Source organism: Vulcaniibacterium tengchongense (genome assembly GCF_003814555.1).
Lineage (GTDB): Bacteria > Pseudomonadota > Gammaproteobacteria > Xanthomonadales > Xanthomonadaceae > Vulcaniibacterium > Vulcaniibacterium tengchongense.
This window is the reverse complement of sequence record NZ_RKQN01000003.1, coordinates 424,316-446,350: the sequence shown is the minus strand read 5'-3', so window position 1 is coordinate 446,350 and position 22,035 is coordinate 424,316. Positions and strand designations below refer to the sequence as shown.

Sequence of the window (22,035 nt, the reverse complement as noted above, 5' to 3'; positions counted from 1 at the left end):
CGGACGCGCCGCCGCCGCCCGGCGCGGCATCGCCGCCGCCGACGCCGCGCCGGGCAGGACGTGCGCCGTTATTTCTTCAGTTCCAGGAGCGGGGCGAAGCCGCCGTAGATCAGGCGCTTGCCGTCGTACGGCATCGGATTGTGCTCCGGGGCCATGCGCGGATCCTGCATCGCCTTGGCCATGCCGGCGTCGCGGGTGGCCTTGTCCGGCCACTCGATCCACGAGAACACCACGGTCTCGTCGTCCTTGGCCTGCACGGCGCGGCGGAAGTCGGTGAGCTTGCCTTCGGGCACGTCGTCGCCCCAGCACTCGAGGATGCGGGTGGCGCCGTACTCGACGAAGATCGCGTCGCCCTTGCGGGCATGTTCCAGGTACTGCGCCTTGTTGGCGGTCGGCACGGCGGCCACGAAGCCATCGATGTAGGACATGCGGGTTCTCCTGTCGTCGCGGAAGCGGGCGCCGGGTGCGCCCTCCCGGAAGCGACGAACGGGGCGGGGCCGGATCGACACGCCCGTCGGCGGCGGGGTGGCGGTGTTCGCGGCCGGCGCCCGTCCGGCGGCGGGGCCTGCTGTCATCGAACCGTCACCGAACCGTCGCAAAGTGGGCGCGCGCCGCACCGGCGCTCCCCGTTCCGTGCCGATTCCGATGAGAAAGTCCGCCGCGCCGGCGCTGCTGCTGCCGTTCCTCTGCTTCGCCGCCTGGGCGGGGCAGGCCTATGTCGAGATCGAGCGGCGCCTGACGCCCGAGCAGCTGCGCGAGGTCGGCCTGACGCCGGCCCAGCTGCAGGCGCTCAACCGCATGCTGCGCGAGGCCCAGGAGCGGCAGCCGCCGGCGCAGGCGGCGAGCGCGCCCGCGGCCCACGGCGACCATGCGCCGGCGCCGGCGCAGCGCAGCTACATCGGCCTGGAGGACCAGCCGATCAAGAGCCGGGTGCGCGGCGAGGTCGCCGGTTGGGAACCCGGCACCGAGTTCGCGCTCGAGAACGGCCAGCGCTGGAAGGTGCTCAAGGGCAGCCTGAAGCTGCGCAAGCCGCTGCAGGCGCCGCAGATCGAGATCGTGCCCGGATTCGCCGGCCGCTGGTTCCTGCAGGTCGACGGCGACCTGCCGAAGGCGCGGGTGTACCGGATCGACTGACGCCTGCGGGTCACAGCGCGAACGGACAGGTCTCCGGTTCCGACGGCGCCGGGTGCTGCGGGCCCAGCGGCGCCACCGCGCGGGTCTCGTCGAACCAGACGTAGGCGTCGAACTGCTGCGCCAGCGAGGCGGTGGCGTAGTGGCTCTGCAGCTCGGTGTCGGGGCGGTAGATCACGCCGACGAAGCGCTGCAGGCGCAACGGCAGCAGGCGCCGGCGCAGCGCCTCGTGCCGGCCGGGGCGCAAGTCGAGCAGGAAGCGCGGCACGCCGGCGTCGTGGCACAGCCGTTCGATGCTGTCGCGGTGCGAAGGGCGCACGCGCTTGATCTGCATGTCGCCGTCCCAGTCGCTGGCGGCGGCGACGGTGCCGATGTGGGTGCCGAAGCCGACCAGCACCGCCTCATCGCCGAAGCGCTCGCGGCACAGCTGGCCGATGTTGAGCTCCTCGCGCGCGGCGCCCATCTCGGTGTGGCGGGCGTCGCCGACGTGCGAGTTGTGCGCCCAGACCAGCGCGCGCGACTGCGGGCCGTGCGCGGCCAGCAACCGTTCGAGCGTCTCGAACATGTGGGTGTCGCGCAGGTTCCAGCTCTCCGCGCCGCCGTAGTACATCGCCCGGTAGTAGCGCTCGGCGGAGGCGATCAGGCGCGCGTTCTGCGCCGCGTCGAGGAAGCCCTCGCCGTCGCGCGCGGCGTAGTCGAGGCGGCGTTCGAGCAGCTCGCGGCATTGCCGCACCACCGCGTCCTCGCAGCGGGCGAAGCCGGGGCTGAGCGCGGCGCGGCCGTAGGTCGCCGGCGCGTTCTGCCACGGCGTCAGGCAGCCGTAGCGCTCGCGCGCGACCGCGGCGGCTTCCGGATCGACCCGGTCGAGATAGCCGAGCACGGAGGCGATCGAGCCGTGCAGGTTGTACAGGTCCAGGCCGTAGAAGCCGGCCTGCTCGTGCGGCGCGCGCCCGGCGTTGCGCGCGCGCAGCCATTCGACCAGGGCGGCGGTCTCGGCGTTGCGCCACATCCAGGCCGGAAAGCGCCGGAACGGGCGTTCCGCGCCGGCGCGCGGCGGCAGGTGGCGCACGTAGCGGTTGACCGCCGCCGCGTCCGGCCAGTCCGCCTCGACCGCGACGATGCTGAAGCCGTGCTGCTCGACCAGGCGCCGGGTGATCGCGGCGCGCGCGCGGTAGAACTCGGAGGTGCCGTGGCTGGACTCGCCGAGCAGGACCACGCGCGCGCGGGCGAAGCGCTCGAACGCCAGCGCGAACTCCGGGTCTTCCGGGTCGGGCAGCGGCTCGGCGGCCTGCGCGACCAGCGCCGGCAGGTCGAGCCCGTGCGCGCGCCCCGGTACATGGTGGCGGGCGGCGCGACGGCCGTCCTCGGCGTAGCCCTGCTCGCCGATCAGCGGCACGAAGGCGACGCCGCCGAGGTCCTCCTCCTCGTATTCGTGCTCGCCGGCGCGGACGATCTTGCGCAGCCGCTGGCCGAAGCCGTCGTCGCCGACCGGCACGATCAGCCGCCCGCCGATCGCGAGCTGCCGGCGCAGCGCCGGCGGCGGTTCCGGCGCGCCGGCGGCGACCAGGATCGCGTCGAACGGCGCCACCTCCGGCCAGCCGCAGCTGCCGTCGCCCACGCGCAGCTCGACGTTGCCGCAGCCGAGCGTGTCCAGGCGCCGCTGCGCCTCCTCCGCCAGGGCGGCGTGGCGCTCGATCGTATACACCCGCGCCGCGATCCGGCTCATCACCGCGGCGGCGTAGCCGGAGCCGGCGCCGACCTCCAGCACCCGGCCCCCCGGCCCCAGCTCGGCCGCCTCCAGCATCAACGCGACGATGTAGGGCTGCGAGATCGTCTGCCCCTGGCCGATCGGCAGCGGGCTGTCCTCGTATGCGAACTCGCGCAGGCTCGGTTCGACGAACATCTCGCGCGGCACGGTGCGCATCGCCTCGAGCACGGCGCGGTCGCGCACGCCGCGGCGGGCGATATGCGCGTCGACCATGCGTTCGCGCGCGCGGGCGAAGTCGGTCATGGCGGCGTGAGGACGAGGGGGGCCGGCGGGGCGAAGAGACGGAGAGGTAGCACGGCCGGCGTCGCCGCACCGTCGTCGCGGCCCGCCGGGCGGCGGCCCGCGGGGCGAGGCGTCACCACGCCGGCATGACGGGGCTGGTCTCACCCTGCGCGACGGCTCTCCCGACAATGCCGCCCATGCACTACACCGCCGATCAGCTGCAACAGGAACTGGCCCGCTTCGCCGCCACGCTGGCCCAGGCCGGGCGGCGCGCCGGCCGCGGCCTCGACCACGACTTCGAGCGCCGCCTCGACGCGCACCGCCGCGTGCTCAGCGACATGCTCGGCGCGGACGGCGCGCCGCTGGTGATGGACGCGGTGGTCGCGGCCAAGAGCGCGCTGCGCGCGCGCGAGCCGTTCCACGACCTGCGCGCGATGGAACGCGCCCGGGACACCCTGGAGCGGTTCGCGCGCCGGCGCCTGCTGCGCGGGGCGGCGCCCGTGGCCGCGGCGCCGGAGCCGGCCGCGGCTCCGATCCGGCTGAAGCCGCAGGTGTACGCACCGCTGCCTTCACGGAACGGCGACGGCACGCCGGCAGTCGGCGCCTGAGCCGCGCCCGCCGGCCCGCGGCATGACCTCCGTCGCAGGCGCCGGCCCCGGGCGCGGCTTAGCATGCCGCCTCGATCCCCGGGAACGGAGTGCGGCGATGGCGCGGTTCGGATGGGTGGCGGCGGTGGCGTTCGCATTGGCCGGCTGTTCCCGGCCCGCGGCCGAACCGGCGGGGCCGGCGGCGCAGGCGCGGCAGGACCCGGCCGCGCAGCTGATGGCGCTGGCCGACGAGTACGTCGCGCTGCAGCTGGAATACGACCCGACCCCGGCCTACTTCGAGAACCTGCCGCTGCAACGGCACGACTACCTGCCGCGCAACGCCGCCGCCGACCTGGCGCGGCTGCGCGCCCGCGAGGACGCGCTGTGGCAGCGCTTCGGCCGGATCGACCCCGCGGGCCTGCGCGCGCCGCGCGCGCAGGTGGTGCACGCGCAGTTGCGCGAACTGCTCGAGGCCGGCCGCGGCCTGCGCGTGTGCAAGCAGGAAGGCTGGAACGTCAACCACATGTTCGGCTGGCAGACCGGCTTCACCGAGCTGGCCGCGCGCCAGCCGGTGGCCGACGCCGCGCAGCGCGAACAGGCGCTGGCGCGCTGGCGCACGCTGCCGGCGTTCGTCGACCACGAGATCGCCAACCTGCGCGCCGGCCTGGCGGCGGGCTACTCCGCGCCCCGGTCGGTGGTGGCGCGGGTGATCAGGCAACTCGACGGCATGCTCGCCGCGCCGGCGCGCGAGTCGCCATTCTTCGCGCCGGCGCGCAACGCGGGCGACGCGGCGTTCGCGCAGGCGTTCGAGCAGCTGCTGGCCGGGCAGGTGCAACCGGCGCTGCGGCGCTACCGCGACTTCCTGGCCGGGGAATACCGGCCGAAGGCGCGCGACAGCCTGGCGCTGTCGGCGCTGCCGGACGGCGCGGCCTGCTACCGGGCGATGCTGCGCTCCTACACCACGCTCGACCGCGCCCCGGAGGAGGTCTACGCGCTGGGCGAGCGCACCGTCGCCGCCAACGTCGCCAAGGTGCAGGAGCTCGGCCAGGCGCTGTTCGGCACGCGCGACCTGAAGACCATCGTCGAGCGGGTCGACCGCGCGCCGGACAATCGCTTCGCCTCGGCCGACGAACAGCTGCAGTTCTCGCGCGGCCTGCTCGAGCGCGCGCGCGAGCGCAGCGCCCGGTACTTCGCGCAGTTGCCGCAGCAGCCGGCGGCGGTGGAACCGCTCAAGCCCGAGCAGCGCGGCACCGGCGTCAGCTCGCACTACGAACCGCAGCCGGACGAGCGCAAGCCCGGCATCTACCGGATCAACCTCGACCACCCCGAGGCCGATCGCCGCGGCGCCGCCGAGATCACCCTGGTCCACGAGACCTGGCCGGGCCACCACCTGCAGCTGGCGCTGGCGCGCGGCCTCGGCGAGCGCCACCCGCTGTCGAAGCTGGCGTTCAACTCCGCCTATGCCGAGGGCTGGGCGCGCTACGCCGAGGCGCTGAGCGAGGAGGCCGGCATCTACACCACCCCGTACGCGCCGATCACGCGGCGGCTGTGGCCGGCGCGCGGCATGGTGATCGACCCCGGCATCCACGTATACGGCTGGACCCGGCAGCAGGTGATCGACTACGTGGTCGAGAGCGGCCGCTTCTCGGCCGAGACCGCCGCCGACTTCGTCGATCGGGTCGCGGCGATGCCCGGCCAGCTCACCGCCTACGACTCGGGCGGGCTGGAGATCTTCGCCCTGCGCCGCGAGGCCGAGGCCGCGCTCGGCGCGGACTTCGACCTGCGCCAGTTCCACCGCTGCGTGCTCGGCGATGGCATCGTGCCGCTGCGCTTCCTGCGCGAGCGGGTCGAGCGCTGGGTCGCCGAGCGGCGGGAAGCGCGCACCGCGACGACCTCGCGTTGAACGCGGCCCCGCGCTTGGCTGGCAGTCAGCCGCGGCCGGCGCGCTGCCGTACCATCGGAGCCGGCGCACGTGCGCCGCATCCGCGACCGCCGCCCGAACGATGCGACGCCTACTCCGGCATTCCCGGCCCCTGCTGACGATTCCGCTGCTGCTCGCGCTCGCCGCCTGCCAGCAGCCGGCCGAGGAGGCGCCGCGCATCGTCGATGCGACCGCCGACACCGGGCTGCAGGAAGGCGGCGCGATCAGCACCGCGCCGGTGAAGCCGGAGCCGCCGCGCGCGCCGAAGGCCGCGCCGGAACCGGACGCGCCGCCGGCGCCGGCCCTCGACTGGTCGCCGCGGGCGCTGGCGCCCGGCCGCGCCTCGCTCAGCTGCGCGCTCGACTACGCCACCGAAGGCGACGGCGCGGCGCTCGCCGATCTCGGCCGCGACGCGCTGCGCCAGGCGCTGGCGCCGTGCGCGCCGCGCGGGGTGATGCGGCTGCGCTACCGGGGCAAGATCGACGGCGACTTCGCCGCCGCGGTGCAGCGGGCCACCGCCGTCGCCGACGAGCTCGGCATCGGCAAGCGCGTGCTCGACATCGATTCGGCCGGCGGGCAGGTCGAGGACGCGATCAACGCCGGCGACTTCATCGCCGAGTCGCGTTGGACGATCTGGGTGCGCGAGGGATCGATCTGCCACAGCGCCTGCGTGTTCGTGCTCGCCGCCGGCGACGTGCGCATGGTGGCCGGACAGGTGGGCATCCATCGCATCATCCGCATGAGCTCGACCGCGGCCACCCGCGCCCAGCTCAACGCCGAGCTGCGCGTGGTCTACGACCGGGTGCGCGCGTACCTGGAGCGCAACGGCGCGGCGGTGGCCGTGGCCGACCTGATGATGGCGGTGCCGAACCGCAGCCTGCGCCTGCTCAGCGGCGAGGAACTGGCGCGCTACGGCCTGGACGGGGTGAATCCGGCGCAGGACGACCTCGACCGGTTGCGCCTGATGCGCCAGTGCGGCGAGGACTTCGTGCGCCGCCGCGACGCGTTCGTGCGCGCGTTCGACGACCGCTGCAAGGAAGGCCACAACGAGCTCGACGCGCTCAACGCCTGCGGGCTGGACCTGCGCAAGCGCTACGGCTTCCCGGACCCGCACTGCCCGGCGGAAAGCCCGCTGTCGGAATTCGACCTGGCCGGAGCGCATCCGCCGCCGCCCGGCGGCCCCGAGCAGGACGGCGGCCGCGCGGCGGGCGCCAGCGGCGAAGCCGCGGACTGAGCGGCGGCCCGGAGGCGCGGGCCCCGTCGCGGCGCCTTTACTCCGCGCCCTGCACCCGGATGGTGGTATCGCCGACCCGCACCCGCTGGCCCGCGCGGATCTTGCAGGTCTTGCGCAGCTCGACCGCACCGTCGACCTCGACCGCGCCGCTGGCGACCAGCGCCTTGCCCTGGCCGCCGCTGTCGCACAGGCCGACCAGCTTGAGCAGCTGGTTCAGCTCGACGTGGTCGCGATCGAGGGGGAAGTCGACGGTCGGCATGCGCGGGACGGAGCGGGCGAGGGCGCTCAGGGTCGCAGCGCGGCGGCGATCGCGCAATACGCGGCCTCCGGCCCGGCCGCGCACAGCGCGCGCTTGCGCGCCGGGGTCAGGCGCTTGATCGCCGCTTCGGCGCGGCTGGCGCTGGAACGGTCGGGAAAGCCGAAGCTGGCCAGCAGCCGCTGCGGCGGATGGGCGCGGGTGTAGCGCGCCCCGGTGCCGGCGGCGTGCTGCGCGCAGCGCCGCGCGACGTCGGTGGCGATGCCGGTGTAGATGCGGCCGCCGCGGCATTCGAGCAGATAGACGTACCAGGGATGCATGCGGTCACTGCAGGTAGTCGTAGCGGCGGTAGATCCAGGACAGCTCGTACAGGATCGCGCCGGCCACGAAGCCGCGGTGGAACAGCTCCGAGCGCGTGCGCATCGCCGCCAGCGACAGCAGGATCATCGTGCCGTTGCGGAACGGGTACTCGGGGCCGAGATGGGCGAAGTAGGCGCGCCCCTTGATCGCCGTGTCGACGAAGTCGATCAGGTAGCTGGCCGCCATGATCGCGAAGAACCAGCCGCGGCGGGACTGGAAATAGTCGCGCCAGCCCTGGTAGTCGGCCAGGTCGTCGGGGAACAGCAACGTGCACAGCAGGAACAGCACCACCACGTACAGCAGCAGGAAGGCGTAGGACAGGAAGCTCCACGGATGCACATGGATCAAGCGGAACTCCCACCACCAGAAGTGCGTCAGCAGCACGAACATCGAGACCGCCCAGCCCAGGTGCACGCCGTAGATGCGCTCGCGGCCGGGATGCTGGACGAAGCGCGCCAGGCCCTTGAGCAGGGTGGTCAGCGCCAGGCCCAGGACGATGCCGAGCACGATGCGGATGTGCACGAACTGGGGGTCGGTGCTCATGGGCGGAGCGCGCGCCGGGAGGTCCGGCGCAGCATAGGGCAACGGCGGCGCCGGCCGCGAGACGCGGCGCGGTCGCCGTCGCGCCGGACGAATGCCGGCGCGGCGGCCGGCGCGGCGCCAAGCCGGCCGCTCAACGCGGGTTGAAGGCGTAGCGGCCGGGGCCGAGCAGCGCGATCGCGATCGCCGTGCACAGGAACATCACCTGCAGCTCGATCGCCCAGCCGCCGGTCTCGTTGAGCCGGCCGATGTCGCCGCCGTGCACCAGGCCAAGCGCGAACAGCATATTGATCGCGATCAGGATCGCACCGATGCGCGCGTAAAGGCCGGCGATCACCAGCAGCGGCGCCAGCACCTCGCCGGCCAGCACGCCGTAGGCGACGAAGCCGGGGAAGCCCTGCGCCTCGACGATGCGCACGATCTGGTCCAGCCCGCCTTCGAGCTTGGTCAGGCCGTGCAGGAAGATCGTCACCCCCAGCGCCAGGCGCAGGAGCAGCTTGCCGAGATCGTGCTGGGTCTGGCTGTTCATGACGGCGTCCCCTCGACGGTGGCGCAGCGATCCTCGCTCCGCGGCGGGGCCGGCGCAAGCGGCCCTTTTCCCGCCCGACCCCGTTCCGCAGGCGGGCCATGGGCGTCGGGCGAACGCAGGCGGTGCGCGGAGCAGCGTCGCCCGTCGGCGCGCCGTCGCCGCTCTTCCGCTGCGCGACATTCCTCTTCATGCCGCCGCGCAGCATTGCCGGCAGCGCGGCGCCGAACCCGGCCGCACCGCAGTCGTGGGAAGTCGGACGCGCGGAAGCCCTCCCGCGCTTGCGGGAGAGGGTTGGGTGAAGGGCGGCAATCGCGCCCTCAGCGCATCGACAGGCGCAGCCGGCGTCCCTGCCAGTTCAGGATCACCCCGTCTTGCACGATCGCTTCGACGACCGCCGCGCCGATGCGATCGCCCTCGCCGACGCGGACGCCGTCGACGATCGCGAAACGGCGCGCCGGATCCGGCGCCCACAGGTGCATGCTCATCTTCAGCGGCGGCAACTGCTGCCGCTCGCCGGGGCCGAGCTCGGCCAGGCGCAGCGGCGCGGCGGTCGGGTCGGCCGGCGTCGGCGGCGCGGCGCGCGCCGGTTCGGCGCCCGGCGCGGGTTCCGCCGCGGCCGCGGCCGGCATCGGCGCTGCGGGCACGGCCGCGGCGACCGGCGTCGCCGCGGCGCCTGCGTCCGTCGTGCCGGTGCGGCCGTCCGCCGGCGCGGCCGCATCGGCCGGGGAGGCGTCGGCGGCCGGCGCGGCCCGCGCCGCCGCCGTGGCGACGGGCGGCGCGACCGGCGGGGTCGCGGCGCCGAGGTCCGGGGTCTCGGGCGCGGAGGCGGCCTCCGCCACCGGGCCGGCAGACGCCGCACCGGCCACCGTCGATGCCACCGGCGGTGCGGCGGCTTGCGCCGGATCGCGCGGCGCCGGCGGCGACGCGACCGGCGCCGCGGCGGCGGACTCCGCGCGTGCGGCTTCCGACGCGGTCTGCGATCGCCACAGGTAGGCGGCGGCCAGCGCCAGCGACGCCAGCCCTGCGGCCAGGATGACGGGCGGCGCCCAGCCGTGGCGCGTCGCGGCGCGTGGCGGCAGCGGCAGCTCGGCGGAGAGGTCCGGCGCCCGGCCGCGGCGGCGTTCGGCTTCGGACTTGCGCAGCGCGTCGAGGATCAGCGACATCGGCTCACTCCGCTCCGCGCAGGCGCGGCCCCGGCGCGTCCGCGGCCAGGGCCATCAGGGTCTCCGGCCCGATCAGGCCGTCGCTGCTCAATCCGCGGCCGCGCTGGAAGCGGCGTACCGCCTGCGCCAGCGCGGCGTCGCCGGCGCCGGCCTGCGGGTCGCGCGATCGCAGCCGCGCCCGTGCCCAGTCCAGCGCCGGGCCGGTCGCGACCGCCGGCGCGGCCGAGAGCGGCGCGCGCCACAGCGCGACGTAGGCGCCGCTCCAGACCTGCTCCAGCGCCAGCCGTTCGACCCAGACGTCGCGGCCCTCGTCCAGCCGCAGCAGCACGCGCGCGGCATCGGCGCCCTCCAGCACCGCCCAGCGTTCGTGGCCGTCCGCGTGCAGCCGCAGCAGCGCGGGGCGGCCGAGTGCGACCAGCGCGTCGAGCCGCGCCTGCCCGCGCAGGCAGTGCAGGTCGCCGCCGAAGTCGGCCGGGCATCCGGCCGCCTGCGCGGCGGCCGCGGCGGGCACCTCCCAGAGCGCCAGCAAGCGGCGCCAGGCGGGCAGCGGCGAACCGTCGCCGGCGGCGATGCGCTCGCGCAGCGCGGCGGCATCGAGCGTCGGCGCGGGCGCCGCGTCCCGCGCAGCCGCGACCGGGCGCGGCCCCGCGGCGAGCCGCGGCTGCGCTTCCGCGGACGCCGGCCCGGGCGGCGGCGCCCGCCACCACCAGGCCGCGACCGCGGCTGCGGCCAGCGCTGCGGCGAGCGCCGCCGCGCCCGGCCAGCGCCGCGCGGCGGGCGGCCGCGGCAGCGCCTCGCGCGCGGCGCGATCGACCCAGCGCGCGTCCAGTTGCGCGAGATCGTGCGCGTAGCCGGCGAGCAGGCTGCGCTCGGCGACGATGTTGATCAGCCGCGGCACGCCGCCGGAATGCGCGTGGATGCGGCGCGCCGCCGCGGCGGTGAACGGGAAATAATGGCCGCCGGCGACGCGGAAGCGGTGGCGCAGGTAGCGCTCGGTCTCGTCCGCGTCCAGCGGCGTGAGGTGGTAGCGCGCGGTGATGCGCTGGGCGAGCTGGCGCATGTCCTCGCGCGCCAGCAGGGCGCGCAGCTCGGGCTGGCCGAGCAGCAGGATCTGCAGCAGCTTCTGCGTCGGCGTCTCGAGATTGGTGAGCAGGCGGATCTGTTCCAGCGCGTCCGGCGACAGGGCCTGCGCCTCGTCGACGATCAGCACCACGCGCAGGCCCTGGGCATAGGCGTCGAGCAGGTAGGCGTTGAGCGCGTCGACCAGCGCCTTGGGGCTGCCGCGGCGGCCGGCCAGGTCCAGGCGCAGCTCCTCGCAGATCGTCTCCAGCAGTTCCACCGGCGTCAGCCGCGGATTCAGCACCAACGCGGCGCGGGTGTCCGCCGGCAGCTGTTCCAGCAGCAGCCGGCACAGCGTGGTCTTGCCGGTGCCGACCTCGCCGGTGAGCTGGACGAAGCCGCCGCCGCCGCCCTGGCCGATGCCGAACAGCAGGTGCGCGAGCGCATCGCGGTGGCGCTCGCTGAGGAACACGAAGCGCGGGTCCGGCGTGATCGAGAACGGCGGCTCGGCCAGCCCGTAGTGCTCGAGATACATGCGCAAGGCCGTGGGCGTGGACGGCCTAGCCTGCCATGTTCCGGAGCACGCCGGTAGCGCCGCGCCGCTACTCCGCGGCGCCCTTCGCCTCCGAGGCGCCCAGCACCTCCGGCTGCAGCCGCTTCGGCCGCCCGAACAGCGGGTGCAGGAACACCGCGGCGAGGATGATCGCCACGCCGAGATAGAAGCCGGGGCTCAGCTCGCGCTGCTCGCCCAGCAGCAGGATCGCCAGCACGATCGCGTACACCGGCTCCAGGTTGACCGCCAGCTGCTGCGCGAACGCGCTCATGTGCCGCAGCGCAACCAGCGCCAGCGCGAACGGCAGCAGCGTGCAGGCGACCGCCAGGACCAGCAGCAGCCCGGCGTCGCGCGCGCCCGGCAGCGGCGGCAGCAGGCCGCCGGCGGAGAACGCCGGCGCCAGCAGCGCCAGCAGCGGCGCGAGCAGGAGCAGCGCCAGCCCGCCCGCACCGAGCTCGATCGCGGTGACCGTGAGCGGGTCGCCGTGCTCGACCAGGCGCTTGTTGAGCGCGCCGAACAGCGCCACCAGCAGCGCCGAGAGCGCGCCGACGGCGATGCCGGCGCGCATGCCGTGCGGCACGCCGCCGACCACCAGCACCACGCCGGGCAGGGCGAGCAGGCCCAGGGCGAGGTCGCGACGCGACAGACGGGTGCGCGCGAGCCACGGCTCGAGCAGGGCGACGAAGACCGAGCCCAGCGCCATGCAGGTGGCGCCGACCGAGGCGTTGGACAGCTTGATCGCGCCGTAGAAGGTCAGCCAGTGCAGCGCGACCAGCACGCCGATGCCGGCGTAGGCCAGCACCAGCCGCGGCGGCAGCGCGCGCAGCCCGCGCCAGACCCGCGGCAGCAGCGCCAGCGCCGCCGCCACCAGCAGCATGCGCCATTGCACCAGCGGCAGCGCCGGCAGCGAGATCAGCTTGCCGAGGATCGCGGTGAATCCCCACAGCAGCACGCAGAAGTGGATTTGCAGTTGCGCCTTGCCGGTCGGGCTCATGCGTCGGGATGCGAAGCGGAACGGAGCCGCCTATGGTGCCGGAGCCGGCGGCGTCGCGCTGCGGGCGGCGCCGTGCGATGCTGGCGCGGGCCGCCGGGAGGGACTGCCGTGCACGGGATCGTTTCCGCTTCGCCGCCCGCGCCGCAGGCGCGCGGCGGCCGCCTCGGCGCGGCCGGGGTGGCGCTGGTCGCGCTCGCCGCGCTGGTCCTGCAATACGCGCTGCTGCTGCGCGCGACGTGGGACGGCGCCGGGCCATTCGCGGCCACGGTGCGTTTCCTCAGCTACTTCACCGTGCTCAGCAACCTGCTGGTGGTGTTGGTTGCCGCGCGCGCGGCCGGGCTGGAGCGCCTGCCGGCGTTCTGGGCGAAGCCGCGCACGCGCGCGGCGGCAGCGTTGTACATCGCGGTGACCGGGCTGGTGTACCTGGCCGTGCTGCGTCACCTGTGGCAGCCGAGCGGCTGGCAATGGTGGGCCGACGCCGGCCTGCACTACGCGACGCCCGCGCTGTACCTGGCGTGGTGGCTGCTGGCCGCCCCGCACGGGCGGCTCGGCCCGCGCGACCTCGGCGCCTGGCTGCTGTTCCCGCTCGGCTTCGCGCTGTGGGCGTTCCTGCGCGGCGCCTGGGTGCACGAGTACCCGTACCCGTTCCTCGACGTGGACACGCTCGGCTGGGCGCGGGTGCTGGGCAACGTCGGCCGCGTGCTCGGGCTGTTCCTGCTGCTGGGCGGCGCGCTGCTGGGGCTGGACCGCATGCTGGGGCGCGCCGGCCGCGCGCGGCCCGGCGTCGGCAGCGGGTAGGGCGGCAACGGGTCACGCCTGCCGGTGCGACCTGTCGCCAGGTTCGGCAAGGGGAACGTTTCAAAGAGGTTAAGTCGAGGTTACGCTCAGGGCCGGACCACCATCGGGAGAGAGGGCCATGAGGCATTGCCGTACCCGTCTGTTCCACGCCGTCTGCGCCGCGCTGTGCGCGGGCCTGTCGGTCGCGCCGGCCGCCGCCCAAGAGCCCGCGCGGCCCGCGGCGCCACCGGCCGATGCCGCCCAGGACACCGGCGCAACCACCCTGGAGACCGTCTCGGTGCTGGGCTCGCGCCGCGTGCAGCGTTCCTCCGACACCGCCTCGATGTCGCCGGTGGACGTGCTGCCGATGACCGACGCGGCCGAGGAGGGCGCGCAGTTCGACCTGGCCCAGACCCTGCAGTACACCGTGCCCTCGTTCACCTCGACCCGCCAGACCGGCGCCGACGGCGCCGACCTGGTCGACGGCGCGGCATTGCGCGGGCTCGGCTCCGACCAGACCCTGGTGCTGGTCAACGGCAAGCGCCACCACACCGTGGCGCTGGTCAACATCTACGGCGCACGCAACCGCGGCAACACCGGCACCGACCTCAACGCCTTCCCGCTGCTGGCGATCGACCGGGTCGAGGTGCTGCGCGACGGCGCCGCGGCGCAGTACGGCTCGGACGCCATCGCCGGGGTGATGAACATCGTGCTGAAGCGGCGCAAGGGCTGCGAGGCGATCGCCGGCTACGGCGAGTACGGCGAGGGCGACGGCGAGAACTGGATCGCCTCGGCCTACTGCGGCGCGCAGCTGGCCACCGGCGGCATGCTCGCGATCACCGGCGAGTGGCTGGACCGCGGCCGCTCCGACCGCTCCGAGCCGCCCGGCAGCCCGCGCATCATCGGCGACTCGAAGGTGGAGAACCGCACCGTCTACCTCAACGGCGACTCGCCGCTGGGCGAGGCCGCCGAGCTGTACTTCACCGCCGGCCTGCAGGACCGCGACGCGTCCTCGGCCGCGTTCGCGCGCGAGGGCCTCGGCTCCGAGGACATTCCCTCGCGCAACTCGGCGGCGATGTACCCGGACGGCTTCGTGCCGTTCATCGACGGCGACGTGCAGGACCGCTACGGCATCGTCGGCCTGCGCGGCGACGCCGGGCCGTGGCGCTGGGACGTGTCGCACACCTACGGCTACAACGAGCTGCGCTACACCATCAACCGCACCCTCAACGCCTCGCTGGCGAACCTGGACCTGCTCAACGGCGGCGCCGGCGTCAGCCAGGCGAGCTTCGACGCCGGCGGCTTCTCGTTCGAGCAGAACACCAGCAACCTCGACGTGTCGCGCTACTTCGACGGCGTGCTGCACGGCTTCAACCTGGCCTTCGGCCTGGAGCGGCGCGAGGAGCGCTACCGCATCCGCGCCGGCGAGCCCGGCTCGTACCTGGACTACGACGGCCCCGACGGCGGCAACCCCGGCAGCCAGGGCTTCCCGGGCTTCCAGCCCAGCGACGCCACCGACCGCAAGCGCGACAGCTGGGCCGGCTACGTCGACGTCGAAGTCGACTTCAACGACCGCTTCATGATGGGCATGGCGGCGCGCTACGAGGACTACAGCGACTTCGGCCAGACCCTCGACGGCAAGCTCAGCTTCGGCTTCCGCGCCACCGACGCGGTGATGCTGCGCGGCTCGCTCAGCACCGGCTTCCGCGCGCCGTCGCTGCAGCAGAAGTACTTCTCCTCGACCATCACCGACTTCATCAGCGGCGAGCCGGTGGACGTGGTGATCGCCTCCAACGACAGCGCGCTGGCGCGGGCGGTCGGCCTGCCCAACCTGACCGAGGAGACCTCGCAGAGCGCGACCCTGGGCCTGACCTGGACGCCGAGCGACGCCTTCTCGCTGACCCTCGACGCCTACCGCATCGACATCGACGACCGCATCGTGCTCAGCGGCGAGTTCGACACCAGCGACCCGACGATCGGGCCGATCCTGGAGCAGATGGGCGTGGGCCTGGCGCGGTTCTTCTTCAATTCGGTCGACACGAAGACCCAGGGCGCGGACCTGACCGCGACCTACGGGTTCGAGTGGGCCGGCGCGCAGTGGAACGCCTTCCTCGGCGCCAACTACAGCAAGACCGAGGTCACCCGCGTGCACACGCCGCCGGCGCTGGCCGGGCGCGAGGACGTGCTGCTGTCCGAGCGCGACCGCCTGTTCGTCGAGAACGGCGCGCCGCGCAGCAAGGCGGTGCTCGGCCTGGATTACGTCCGCGGCCCCTGGCAGGCCAACGTCAAGGGCGTGTATTTCGGCGAGCAGACCCTGGGCACGTTCTCCGGCACCGCCGCGGGCGTGCCGAACCAGCACTACGCGTCCAAGGCCTCGGCCGACGTGAGCCTGACCTACGCCTTCAGCGAGGACACCAAGTTCACCGTCGGCGGCGCCAACGTGTTCGACCAGTACCCGACCCGGCAGAACCCGGACGAGACCGACAACGGGCACGTGTTCGAGAGCGTGCAGTTCGGCCTCAACGGCGCGGCCTGGTACGTGCGGCTGTGGCACCGGTTCTGAGGCGGGCAGGGCGTGGGCGGATGTCGATTTCGGCGCCGCTCCTTCGTCGCCCGGATGAGAGCCGCGCCGACGGGCGGCGCGGCCGGTGACCCGAGGAGTTCCGCGATGTCCCGCTTCCGCCTTCCGCCCCCGCGCCGCGCGCGCGCCGCGCTCGCCGCCGCGCTGCTGTCCGCCGCCGGCGGCGCGGCCGCCGCGCCGGCGGTCTACGAGATCGACCCGGCCCATACCTATCCGAGCTTCGAGGCCGACCACATGGGCCTCTCGGTCTGGCGCGGCAAGTTCGAGCGCAGCGCCGGCACGGTGACGCTCGACCGCGAGGCCGGCACCGGCTCGGTCGAGATCCGCATCGACGTGGCCAGCGTCGACTTCGGCCTTGCGGCGATGAACGAGGAAGCGCGCAGCGAACGGCTGTTCGACGCCGCGCGCTACCCGCAGGCGACCTACAGGGGCCGCCTGGCCGGCTTCCGCGACGGCGCGCCGACGCGGGTGATCGGCGAGTTGACCCTGCACGGCGCGACCCGCCCGGTGGAGCTGCGGATCGAACGCTTCAAGTGCATCCCGCACCCGCTGCACAAGCGCGAGCTGTGCGGCGCCGACGCGTACGCGCGCCTGCGCCGCGACGAGTTCGGCATCGACGCCGGCAAGGACTTCGGCTTCGACATGAACGTCGACCTGCGCATCCAGGTCGAGGCCGTGCGGGCGCCATGACCCCCGCTGCGACGGGCGTCCGCCATCGAAGAGGAGAGCGCACGATGAGTTATGTCGACGGATTCGTGTTGCCGGTACCGAAGCGGAACCTGGCCGCGTATCGCCGCCTGGCGCGCAAGGCCGGCAAGATCTGGAAGGAATACGGCGCGCTGGAATACGTCGAATGCGTCGCCGACGACGTCCCGCCCGGAAAATCGACCTCGTTCCCGCGCAGCGTGAAGCTCAAGCCGGACGAGGTCGTGGTGTTCTCGTGGATCGTCTACAGGTCGCGCAAGCACCGCGACCGGGTCAACGCCCGGGTGATGGCCGATCCGCGCCTGTCCGGCATGGACCCGAAGGCCCTGCCGTTCGACGGCGAGCGCATGATCTGGGGCGGGTTCAAGCCGATGATGCGGCTCTGAGCCCGCGCCTGCGGAGGCGGGAAGTCGGCATCCGAAGCGGGTCCGGCTTCGCGCTGGTCGCGGCGCTGGTTCGGGCGTGCCTTGCGGTTCAGGCGCCGCACGCCTGCGCGCGTTTGAGCAGCAGCTCGCGCTCGCGCGCGTTGCGGGCCATGTCCGCGGCGCGTTCGAACTCGGTGCGCGCCTCGTCGAGGCGGCCGAGCTTGTGCAGCAGGTCGCCGCGCACGCTCGGCAACAGGTGGTAGCCCTTCAGCGCCGGGTCGCCGGTCAGCGCGTCGACCAGGGTCAGCCCGGCCTCGGGGCCGAACAGCATCGCCAGCGCGACCGCGCGGTTGAGTTCGATCACCGGCGACGGCGAGATCTGCGCCAGCGCGCCGTACAGGCCGGCGATCCGCGCCCAGTCGGTGTCCTCGGCGCTGGCCGCGCGCGCGTGGCAGGCGGCGATCGCGGCCTGCAGGGTGTAGGGCCCGCGTTGCGCGCTCAGGCGCTCGGCGCGTTCCAGCGCCGCCAGGCCGCGGCGGATCAGCAATGGGTCCCACAGCCCGCGGTTCTGTTCCAGCAGCAGGATCGGCTCGCCGTCCGGCCCGACCCGGGCGGCCGCGCGCGAAGCCTGGATCTCCATCAGCGCCACCAGGCCGTGCACTTCCGGCTCCTGCGGCATCAGCTCGGCGAGGATGCGGCCCAGGCGCAGCGCGTCCTCGCACAGGCCGGGGCGCATCCAGTCGTCGCCGGCGGTGGCCGAGTAGCCCTCGTTGAAGATCAGGTAGATCACCGACAGCACCGAGGCGAGGCGTTCGCGCAACTCTTCCCCGCGCGGCACCTCGAACGGCACCTGCTTGGCGGCGAGCGTGCGCTTGGCGCGGACGATGCGCTGGGCGATGGTCGGCTCGGGCACCAGGAAGGCGCGCGCGATCTCCTCGGTGGTCAGGCCGCCGAGCAGGCGCAGGGTCAGCGCGACCTGGGCCTCGGTCGACAGCACCGGGTGGCAGGCGACGAACACCAGGCGCAGCAGGTCGTCGCCGATGGGATCGTCCAGCTGGTCCAGGTGCGCGTCGCCGGCCTGGGCCTGGTCGAACTCGAGCTCGTACGCGAGCTCCTCGTGCTTGCGCTGCTGCAGCTTGCTGCGGCGCAGGCGGTCGATGGCGCGGTGCTTGGCGGTGGCCATCAGCCAGGCGCCGGGGTTGTCGGGCACGCCGGTCTCGGGCCAGCGTTCCAGCGCGGCGACCAGCGCGTCCTGGGCCAGTTCCTCGGCCAGGCCGACGTCGCGGACCATGCGGGTCAGCCCGGCGATCAGCCGCGCCGATTCGATGCGCCAGACCGCGTCGATGGTGCGGTGGATGTCGGTCGCCGTCATGGCGACGGATCAAAGCATCTCCCCGGCCGCGGTACAAGCGCGGAGCGCGGCGTTTCGCGCGTGAGCGCGATGCGAAGGGCCGTTCATGCGCGGTGCGGCCCGGCCGCCTCGCCACGATGGGACATGGCCGGACAAGGTAGCCGAGGGCTGGCCTGCGGGGGCATCGTGCTGTCCCGGCCAGGGCCGCTTCGCGGCCGTGCGCAAAGCGCCGGGCGTTCGCTCGGGGCGCGGCAGTGCCTCGCAAGCGTCCGCGCTCGCCCTGACGCGGGCGCGCGCCATCCATGGCGCGCTGGCCGCGATGCCTCCGGCAGGCCAGCCCTCGGCGACTCACTCGCGGACGCAGGATCTTCGTCGAGCCGCGGAATCCGCTGCCGCTTCGCCGCTCAGGCGCAGTTGATCAGCCAAGGCACCCCGAAGCGGTCGGTGACCGCGGCGAAGCGGCGCGCCCAGAAGGTCTCCTCCAGCGGCATCTGCACCGAGCCGCCTTCGGACAGCTGCGCGTACAGGCGCTCGGCTTCCTCGATCGACCCGGCGTGCACCGCCATCGAAGCGCCCTTGACGCCCTCGTACGGGCATTGCGGTGCGGCGTCCGCGCCCATCAGCAGCTGCCCGTCCAGCTCCAGGCAGGCATGCATGATCTTGCCGTGCAGCGCGGCGGGCACGTGGTCGCGCGCCGGCGTGTCGCCGAAGCGCATCATGTCGGTGATCCGGCCGCCGAGGCAGCGCTGGTAGAAAGCGAAGGCCTCTTCGCAGCGGCCGTCGAAGTTGAGGTAGGCGTTGAGCTTCATTGCGGTGTTGCCTCGTCGTGCATGGGAAAGTCGGGCTCAGGCGCCGGAAACGCCGAGCCGGCGGAAGCGCCGCACGCCTTCGAGCGCGGCGAAGTCGTCCAGTTCGAACAGCGGCCGCACTTCGATCTCGCAGTCCTCGCCGTGCGGGTTGGGGAAGCGGCGGCTCCATTCCACGGCCTCGTCGCGGCTGTGGGTCTGGATCAGGGTGTAGCCGGCGATCAGCTCCTTGGTCTCGGCGAACGGGCCGTCGACCACGCTGCGCTGGCCGCCGCGGTAGCGGACCCGCCAGCCGCGGGAACTCGGGTGCAGGCCGTTGGCGTCGAGCAGCACGCCGGCCTTGGCCAGCTGCTCGTGGTAGTGCGCCATCGCATCGAAGATCTCCGGGTCGGGCATCGCGCCCGCCTCGGAGCCCTTGCTGGCCTTGACCAGGATCAGGTAGCGCATCGTCGTCTCTCCTGCAGGGAGCCGCGGCGCGGCTCGGATGGGCTCTTGCAGGGGCGACGAACGAGCGCGCGCGGAATCGACACGGTGGGGTCCTCACCGCCGGACTTCTCCCGCAGGCGGCAGAGGGGACCGTGCGCGCAGGAGTGCCCGTCGCGACGGTCGGGAGATCCGCGATGCGCGGAGCCGCGCCCACGACGGCGCGCGCCCCACGCCTCTCCTGCTTGCCGGCGCGGGGACCGAGCGCGCAGGAATCCCTCTCCCGCGGGAGAGGGCAGGGGTGGGGGCGTCCTCAGTCCTTCGGCAGCGCCAGCAGCCAGTCGACGAACACCCGCGCCGCCGGGCGCAGGCGACGGTGCGCGGGATGGACGATGTAGTAATGCCAGCGCGCCGGCAGCGCCGGCCCGGGCAAGCGGCGCAGGCGGCCGTCGGCCAGGTAGGGCGTGGCGATCCGCGCCCGCGCCAGGGCGATGCCGAGGCCGTGCGCGGCGGCGTTGAGCGCGTCGGTGCTGTCGCGGAACACGTAGCGCTCCTCGAGCTTGGCCCCGTGCACGCCGGCGGCGCGGAACCAGTCGTGCCAGCCCTGGTGCGAGTGGTCGGCGATCAGCGTCTGCGCGGCGATGTCGCGGGCGCCGGCGATCCGCGCCAGGTCCGGATAGCGCGGCGACGCCACCGGGAACAGGCTGTCGTCCATCAGGTAGTGGGCGCTGAGCCCGGGCCAATGGCCGGGGCCGTGGCGGATGCCGAGGTCGGGGCCGCCGTCGTCGAAGCGGGTCAAGGCGATCTCGGTGTCCACGCTCAGGGCGATGTCCGGGTGCGCGGCGGCGAACTGCGGCAGGCGCGGCATCAGCCAGGTGTAGGTCAGCGAGTGCAGGGTGGTGATGCGCACGCGCTGGCCGTCGCGGGCGCTGCGCAGGTGGCGCAGCACGCCCTCGACGTCGGCCAGGGCGATGCCCGCGGCATCGGCGAGCTGGCGGCCCTCGGCGGTCAGGGCGACGCCGCGCGCGTGGCGCTGGAACAGCGCCACGCCCAGCCGCGCTTCCAGCTTGCGCACGTGGTGGCTGACCGCGCTGGCGGTCAGGTGCAACTCCTCCGCCGCGTGGGCGAAGTTCTGGTGGCGCGCGGCGGATTCGAACGCCGTCAGCGCCGGCAGCCAGTCCGCGCGCAGGGCCATGCGAGCCTCAAATCTCGTTTGTGCCTGTCTTCGAAAGTATGCGCTTGTGGGCGCGCGGCGCCAGAGGACAATGGAGCCGGGATGAAACCGGATTGTCGGCAGGGCGACGTGGGCAAGGCAGAAGCGAACCCGTTCCACAGGCTTGCCGGCGGTCCGGCGGACGAGTCGCCGGTGCCGCTGCGGGCCCTGCGCCTGGACGATGCCGCGGGGTTCGCGATCGGCCCCGGTTGCGTCCGCCGCGACCTGCCGAGCAACCCCGGCGTGCGCGTGTGGGTGGTCGAGATGGCGCCGGGCGCGCAGTGGCCGGACCACGACCACCACGACACCGGCGAGTCCTACTACGTGATCGAAGGCGAGGTCATCGAGGGCGAGGCGCGCTACGGTGCCGGCACCTACGTGAACTTCGCGCCCGACAGCCGCCACCGGCCGCGCACCGAGACCGGCGTGCGCCTGCTCGGGCTGAACGTCGGCACCGCCGCGTTCCTCGCGTCCGGCGGCAGCCCCGATTCCATCGCGCACTGCTACCACCCCACCCAGGGCTGATCCGCCCTCCGCCCGCGAGATCCCGATGAACAGCATCGCCGCCCAACCTCTCGCCGAAACCGCCCGTGGCTGGCTGACCCCGCTCGAGCTGGGCGTGCTCGGCGCGATCTGGGGCGCCTCGTTCCTGTTCATGCGCGTCGCCGCCGGCGACTTCGGCGCGGTGCCGCTGGTGGAGGCGCGCCTGGCGCTGGGTTCGCTGGTGCTGCTGCCGTTCCTGTGGCGGGCGCGGGCGCAGTTCCCGCTGCGGCTGTGGCCGAAGCTGGCGCTGATCGGGGCGATCAACTCGGCGCTGCCGTTCGTGCTGTTCGCCTGGGCCGCGCAGCGCGCGCCGGCCGGGATCGGCGCGATCGCCAACGCGATGACCGTGCTGTTCACCGCGCTGGTCGGCTTCCTGTTCTTCGGCGAGAAGATCGGCGCGCGGCGCGCGTTCGCGCTGCTGGTCGGCTTCGCCGGCGTGGTGGTGCTGGCCAGCGGCAAGACGGCGGGCGCCAGCATCGGCTGGGCGGTCGCGGCCGGCGTCGGCGCGGCGTTCCTGTACGGCGTGGGCATCAATCTGGTGCGGCGGCACCTCGGCGGCCTGCCGCCGGCGGCGGTGGCCTCGGCCACGCTCGGCAGCGCGGCGCTGCTGACGCTGCCGTTCGCGCTCGCGCAGTGGCCGGCGCGGTCGATCCCGGCGGCGTCGTGGTTCTCCGCGGCGATGCTCGGCGTGCTCTGCACCGGCTTCGCGTTCGTCATGTACTACCGGCTGATCGCGCGCATCGGCGCCGCGCGCGCGTCCACGGTGACCTACCTGATCCCGGTGTTCGGCGTGGCCTGGGCCTGGCTGCTGCTCGACGAACCGCTGACGCTGACGATGGGCGTGGCCGGGGCGATGATCCTCGGCAGCGTCGCCCTCAGCCAGCGCGCGAAATAGCCGGCCGGACGCGGGGCGCTTCCGGCCTCCTTTCCCGCCGGGCGCATGGGCGATCGGCG

22 protein-coding genes and 1 pseudogene are annotated in these 22,035 nt (G+C 74.0%); 10 read left to right on the top strand and 13 right to left on the bottom strand.

What is annotated here, in order from left to right; all coding sequences use genetic code 11:
- Positions 1-68: 68 nt before the first annotated feature.
- The gene (locus EDC50_RS12495) at positions 69-428 is read right to left on the bottom strand and encodes a DUF1428 domain-containing protein (RefSeq protein ID WP_123770807.1); all 360 of its coding nucleotides are present in this window, start codon (positions 426-428) and stop codon (positions 69-71) included.
- 217 nt (positions 429-645) lie between these two features.
- Here EDC50_RS12495 and EDC50_RS12490 point away from each other — a divergent pair, with 217 nt between their 5' ends.
- Entirely contained in the window at positions 646-1,134 is a 489-nt protein-coding gene (locus EDC50_RS12490; RefSeq protein WP_123770806.1) for a hypothetical protein, read from the top strand.
- Between the two features lie 10 nt (positions 1,135-1,144).
- On the opposite strand, the gene EDC50_RS12485 is transcribed toward EDC50_RS12490, so the two are convergent.
- The gene (locus EDC50_RS12485; RefSeq protein WP_123770805.1) at positions 1,145-3,142 is read right to left on the bottom strand and encodes a protein-L-isoaspartate(D-aspartate) O-methyltransferase; all 1,998 of its coding nucleotides are present in this window, start codon (positions 3,140-3,142) and stop codon (positions 1,145-1,147) included.
- A 176-nt stretch (positions 3,143-3,318) separates the two neighbouring features.
- On the opposite strand from EDC50_RS12485, the gene EDC50_RS12480 reads away from it, so the two are divergent.
- The 3 genes from EDC50_RS12480 to EDC50_RS12470 all read left to right on the top strand — a co-directional run bounded on the left by EDC50_RS12480 (position 3,319) and on the right by EDC50_RS12470 (position 6,863).
- Positions 3,319-3,729 carry a hypothetical protein gene (locus tag EDC50_RS12480; RefSeq protein ID WP_123770804.1) on the top strand — a complete coding sequence of 137 codons (411 nt, stop codon included), beginning with the start codon at positions 3,319-3,321 and terminating at the stop codon, positions 3,727-3,729.
- Between the two features lie 97 nt (positions 3,730-3,826).
- The gene (locus EDC50_RS12475) at positions 3,827-5,611 is read left to right on the top strand and encodes a DUF885 domain-containing protein (protein WP_158635666.1); all 1,785 of its coding nucleotides are present in this window, start codon (positions 3,827-3,829) and stop codon (positions 5,609-5,611) included.
- 100 nt (positions 5,612-5,711) lie between these two features.
- On the top strand, positions 5,712-6,863 hold the full coding sequence (locus EDC50_RS12470) for a COG3904 family protein (protein WP_199742062.1): 1,152 nt from the start codon (positions 5,712-5,714) through the stop codon (positions 6,861-6,863).
- Between the two features lie 37 nt (positions 6,864-6,900).
- Here the strand turns inward: EDC50_RS12470 and EDC50_RS12465 are convergent, their stop codons facing one another.
- The 7 genes from EDC50_RS12465 to EDC50_RS12435 all read right to left on the bottom strand — a co-directional run bounded on the left by EDC50_RS12465 (position 6,901) and on the right by EDC50_RS12435 (position 12,317).
- Positions 6,901-7,122 (bottom strand): RNA-binding S4 domain-containing protein, encoded by a 222-nt coding sequence (locus tag EDC50_RS12465; protein WP_123770802.1) that lies wholly within the window; start codon positions 7,120-7,122, stop codon positions 6,901-6,903.
- 26 nt (positions 7,123-7,148) lie between these two features.
- On the bottom strand, positions 7,149-7,439 hold the full coding sequence (locus EDC50_RS12460) for a GIY-YIG nuclease family protein (RefSeq protein WP_123770801.1): 291 nt from the start codon (positions 7,437-7,439) through the stop codon (positions 7,149-7,151).
- A 4-nt stretch (positions 7,440-7,443) separates the two neighbouring features.
- Complete coding sequence (locus tag EDC50_RS12455) at positions 7,444-8,022, bottom strand: hypothetical protein (RefSeq protein WP_123770800.1); 579 nt, start codon at positions 8,020-8,022, stop codon at positions 7,444-7,446.
- Positions 8,023-8,152: 130 nt separating this feature from the next.
- A complete protein-coding gene (locus tag EDC50_RS12450; RefSeq protein ID WP_123770799.1) occupies positions 8,153-8,548 on the bottom strand; it encodes a DoxX family protein in 396 nt (131 codons plus the stop codon).
- 317 nt (positions 8,549-8,865) lie between these two features.
- The gene (locus EDC50_RS12445) at positions 8,866-9,711 is read right to left on the bottom strand and encodes a general secretion pathway protein GspB (RefSeq protein ID WP_123770798.1); all 846 of its coding nucleotides are present in this window, start codon (positions 9,709-9,711) and stop codon (positions 8,866-8,868) included.
- Positions 9,712-9,715: 4 nt separating this feature from the next.
- Complete coding sequence (locus EDC50_RS12440; RefSeq protein ID WP_123770797.1) at positions 9,716-11,305, bottom strand: AAA family ATPase; 1,590 nt, start codon at positions 11,303-11,305, stop codon at positions 9,716-9,718.
- 67 nt (positions 11,306-11,372) lie between these two features.
- Entirely contained in the window at positions 11,373-12,317 is a 945-nt protein-coding gene (locus EDC50_RS12435) for a DMT family transporter (protein WP_123770796.1), read from the bottom strand.
- Positions 12,318-12,425: 108 nt separating this feature from the next.
- Between EDC50_RS12435 and EDC50_RS12430 the strand changes: the two genes are divergently transcribed.
- The 4 genes from EDC50_RS12430 (at position 12,426) to EDC50_RS12415 (ending at position 16,766) form a co-directional block, all read left to right on the top strand.
- Positions 12,426-13,115, top strand: coding sequence for a Pr6Pr family membrane protein (locus EDC50_RS12430; protein ID WP_242003006.1), 690 nt, complete (start codon positions 12,426-12,428; stop codon positions 13,113-13,115).
- A gap of 118 nt (positions 13,116-13,233) precedes the next feature.
- Positions 13,234-15,657, top strand: coding sequence for a TonB-dependent receptor plug domain-containing protein (locus tag EDC50_RS12425; protein ID WP_123770795.1), 2,424 nt, complete (start codon positions 13,234-13,236; stop codon positions 15,655-15,657).
- 105 nt (positions 15,658-15,762) lie between these two features.
- Positions 15,763-16,365, top strand: coding sequence for a YceI family protein (locus tag EDC50_RS12420; RefSeq protein ID WP_123770794.1), 603 nt, complete (start codon positions 15,763-15,765; stop codon positions 16,363-16,365).
- 44 nt (positions 16,366-16,409) lie between these two features.
- The gene (locus EDC50_RS12415) at positions 16,410-16,766 is read left to right on the top strand and encodes a DUF1428 domain-containing protein (RefSeq protein WP_123770793.1); all 357 of its coding nucleotides are present in this window, start codon (positions 16,410-16,412) and stop codon (positions 16,764-16,766) included.
- A gap of 88 nt (positions 16,767-16,854) precedes the next feature.
- Here the strand turns inward: EDC50_RS12415 and EDC50_RS12410 are convergent, their stop codons facing one another.
- The 4 genes and pseudogenes from EDC50_RS12410 to EDC50_RS12395 all read right to left on the bottom strand — a co-directional run.
- A complete protein-coding gene (locus EDC50_RS12410) occupies positions 16,855-18,117 on the bottom strand; it encodes an RNA polymerase sigma factor (RefSeq protein WP_123770792.1) in 1,263 nt (420 codons plus the stop codon).
- Positions 18,118-18,500: 383 nt separating this feature from the next.
- Positions 18,501-18,905, bottom strand: coding sequence for a VOC family protein (locus EDC50_RS12405; RefSeq protein WP_123770791.1), 405 nt, complete (start codon positions 18,903-18,905; stop codon positions 18,501-18,503).
- 36 nt (positions 18,906-18,941) lie between these two features.
- Positions 18,942-19,349 carry a YciI family protein gene (locus EDC50_RS12400; RefSeq protein ID WP_123770790.1) on the bottom strand — a complete coding sequence of 136 codons (408 nt, stop codon included), beginning with the start codon at positions 19,347-19,349 and terminating at the stop codon, positions 18,942-18,944.
- Positions 19,350-19,564: 215 nt separating this feature from the next.
- Positions 19,565-20,520 (bottom strand): annotated as a pseudogene (locus EDC50_RS12395) (LysR substrate-binding domain-containing protein); the annotation flags it as partial.
- An 81-nt stretch (positions 20,521-20,601) separates the two neighbouring features.
- Between EDC50_RS12395 and EDC50_RS12390 the strand changes: the two are divergent.
- Positions 20,602-21,063 (top strand): dimethylsulfonioproprionate lyase family protein, encoded by a 462-nt coding sequence (locus EDC50_RS12390; RefSeq protein ID WP_123770788.1) that lies wholly within the window; start codon positions 20,602-20,604, stop codon positions 21,061-21,063.
- Positions 21,064-21,097: 34 nt separating this feature from the next.
- Positions 21,098-21,976, top strand: coding sequence for a DMT family transporter (locus tag EDC50_RS12385; protein ID WP_425477930.1), 879 nt, complete (start codon positions 21,098-21,100; stop codon positions 21,974-21,976).
- Positions 21,977-22,035 lie beyond the last annotated feature (59 nt).

Coding starts and splice junctions, on each gene's coding strand:
- EDC50_RS12470 (WP_199742062.1), top strand. CDS start 5,712: ATGCGACGCCTACTCCGGCATTCCCGGCCCCTGCTGACGATTCCGCTG.
- EDC50_RS12450 (WP_123770799.1), bottom strand. CDS start 8,548: ATGAACAGCCAGACCCAGCACGATCTCGGCAAGCTGCTCCTGCGCCTG.
- EDC50_RS12425 (WP_123770795.1), top strand. CDS start 13,234: ATGAGGCATTGCCGTACCCGTCTGTTCCACGCCGTCTGCGCCGCGCTG.
- EDC50_RS12495 (WP_123770807.1), bottom strand. CDS start 428: ATGTCCTACATCGATGGCTTCGTGGCCGCCGTGCCGACCGCCAACAAG.
- EDC50_RS12465 (WP_123770802.1), bottom strand. CDS start 7,122: ATGCCGACCGTCGACTTCCCCCTCGATCGCGACCACGTCGAGCTGAAC.
- EDC50_RS12440 (WP_123770797.1), bottom strand. CDS start 11,305: ATGTATCTCGAGCACTACGGGCTGGCCGAGCCGCCGTTCTCGATCACG.
- EDC50_RS12435 (WP_123770796.1), bottom strand. CDS start 12,317: ATGAGCCCGACCGGCAAGGCGCAACTGCAAATCCACTTCTGCGTGCTG.
- EDC50_RS12390 (WP_123770788.1), top strand. CDS start 20,602: ATGAAACCGGATTGTCGGCAGGGCGACGTGGGCAAGGCAGAAGCGAAC.
- EDC50_RS12410 (WP_123770792.1), bottom strand. CDS start 18,117: ATGACGGCGACCGACATCCACCGCACCATCGACGCGGTCTGGCGCATC.
- EDC50_RS12400 (WP_123770790.1), bottom strand. CDS start 19,349: ATGCGCTACCTGATCCTGGTCAAGGCCAGCAAGGGCTCCGAGGCGGGC.
- EDC50_RS12460 (WP_123770801.1), bottom strand. CDS start 7,439: ATGCATCCCTGGTACGTCTATCTGCTCGAATGCCGCGGCGGCCGCATC.
- EDC50_RS12420 (WP_123770794.1), top strand. CDS start 15,763: ATGTCCCGCTTCCGCCTTCCGCCCCCGCGCCGCGCGCGCGCCGCGCTC.
- EDC50_RS12455 (WP_123770800.1), bottom strand. CDS start 8,022: ATGAGCACCGACCCCCAGTTCGTGCACATCCGCATCGTGCTCGGCATC.
- EDC50_RS12485 (WP_123770805.1), bottom strand. CDS start 3,142: ATGACCGACTTCGCCCGCGCGCGCGAACGCATGGTCGACGCGCATATC.
- EDC50_RS12415 (WP_123770793.1), top strand. CDS start 16,410: ATGAGTTATGTCGACGGATTCGTGTTGCCGGTACCGAAGCGGAACCTG.
- EDC50_RS12445 (WP_123770798.1), bottom strand. CDS start 9,711: ATGTCGCTGATCCTCGACGCGCTGCGCAAGTCCGAAGCCGAACGCCGC.
- EDC50_RS12480 (WP_123770804.1), top strand. CDS start 3,319: ATGCACTACACCGCCGATCAGCTGCAACAGGAACTGGCCCGCTTCGCC.
- EDC50_RS12405 (WP_123770791.1), bottom strand. CDS start 18,905: ATGAAGCTCAACGCCTACCTCAACTTCGACGGCCGCTGCGAAGAGGCC.
- EDC50_RS12490 (WP_123770806.1), top strand. CDS start 646: ATGAGAAAGTCCGCCGCGCCGGCGCTGCTGCTGCCGTTCCTCTGCTTC.
- EDC50_RS12475 (WP_158635666.1), top strand. CDS start 3,827: ATGGCGCGGTTCGGATGGGTGGCGGCGGTGGCGTTCGCATTGGCCGGC.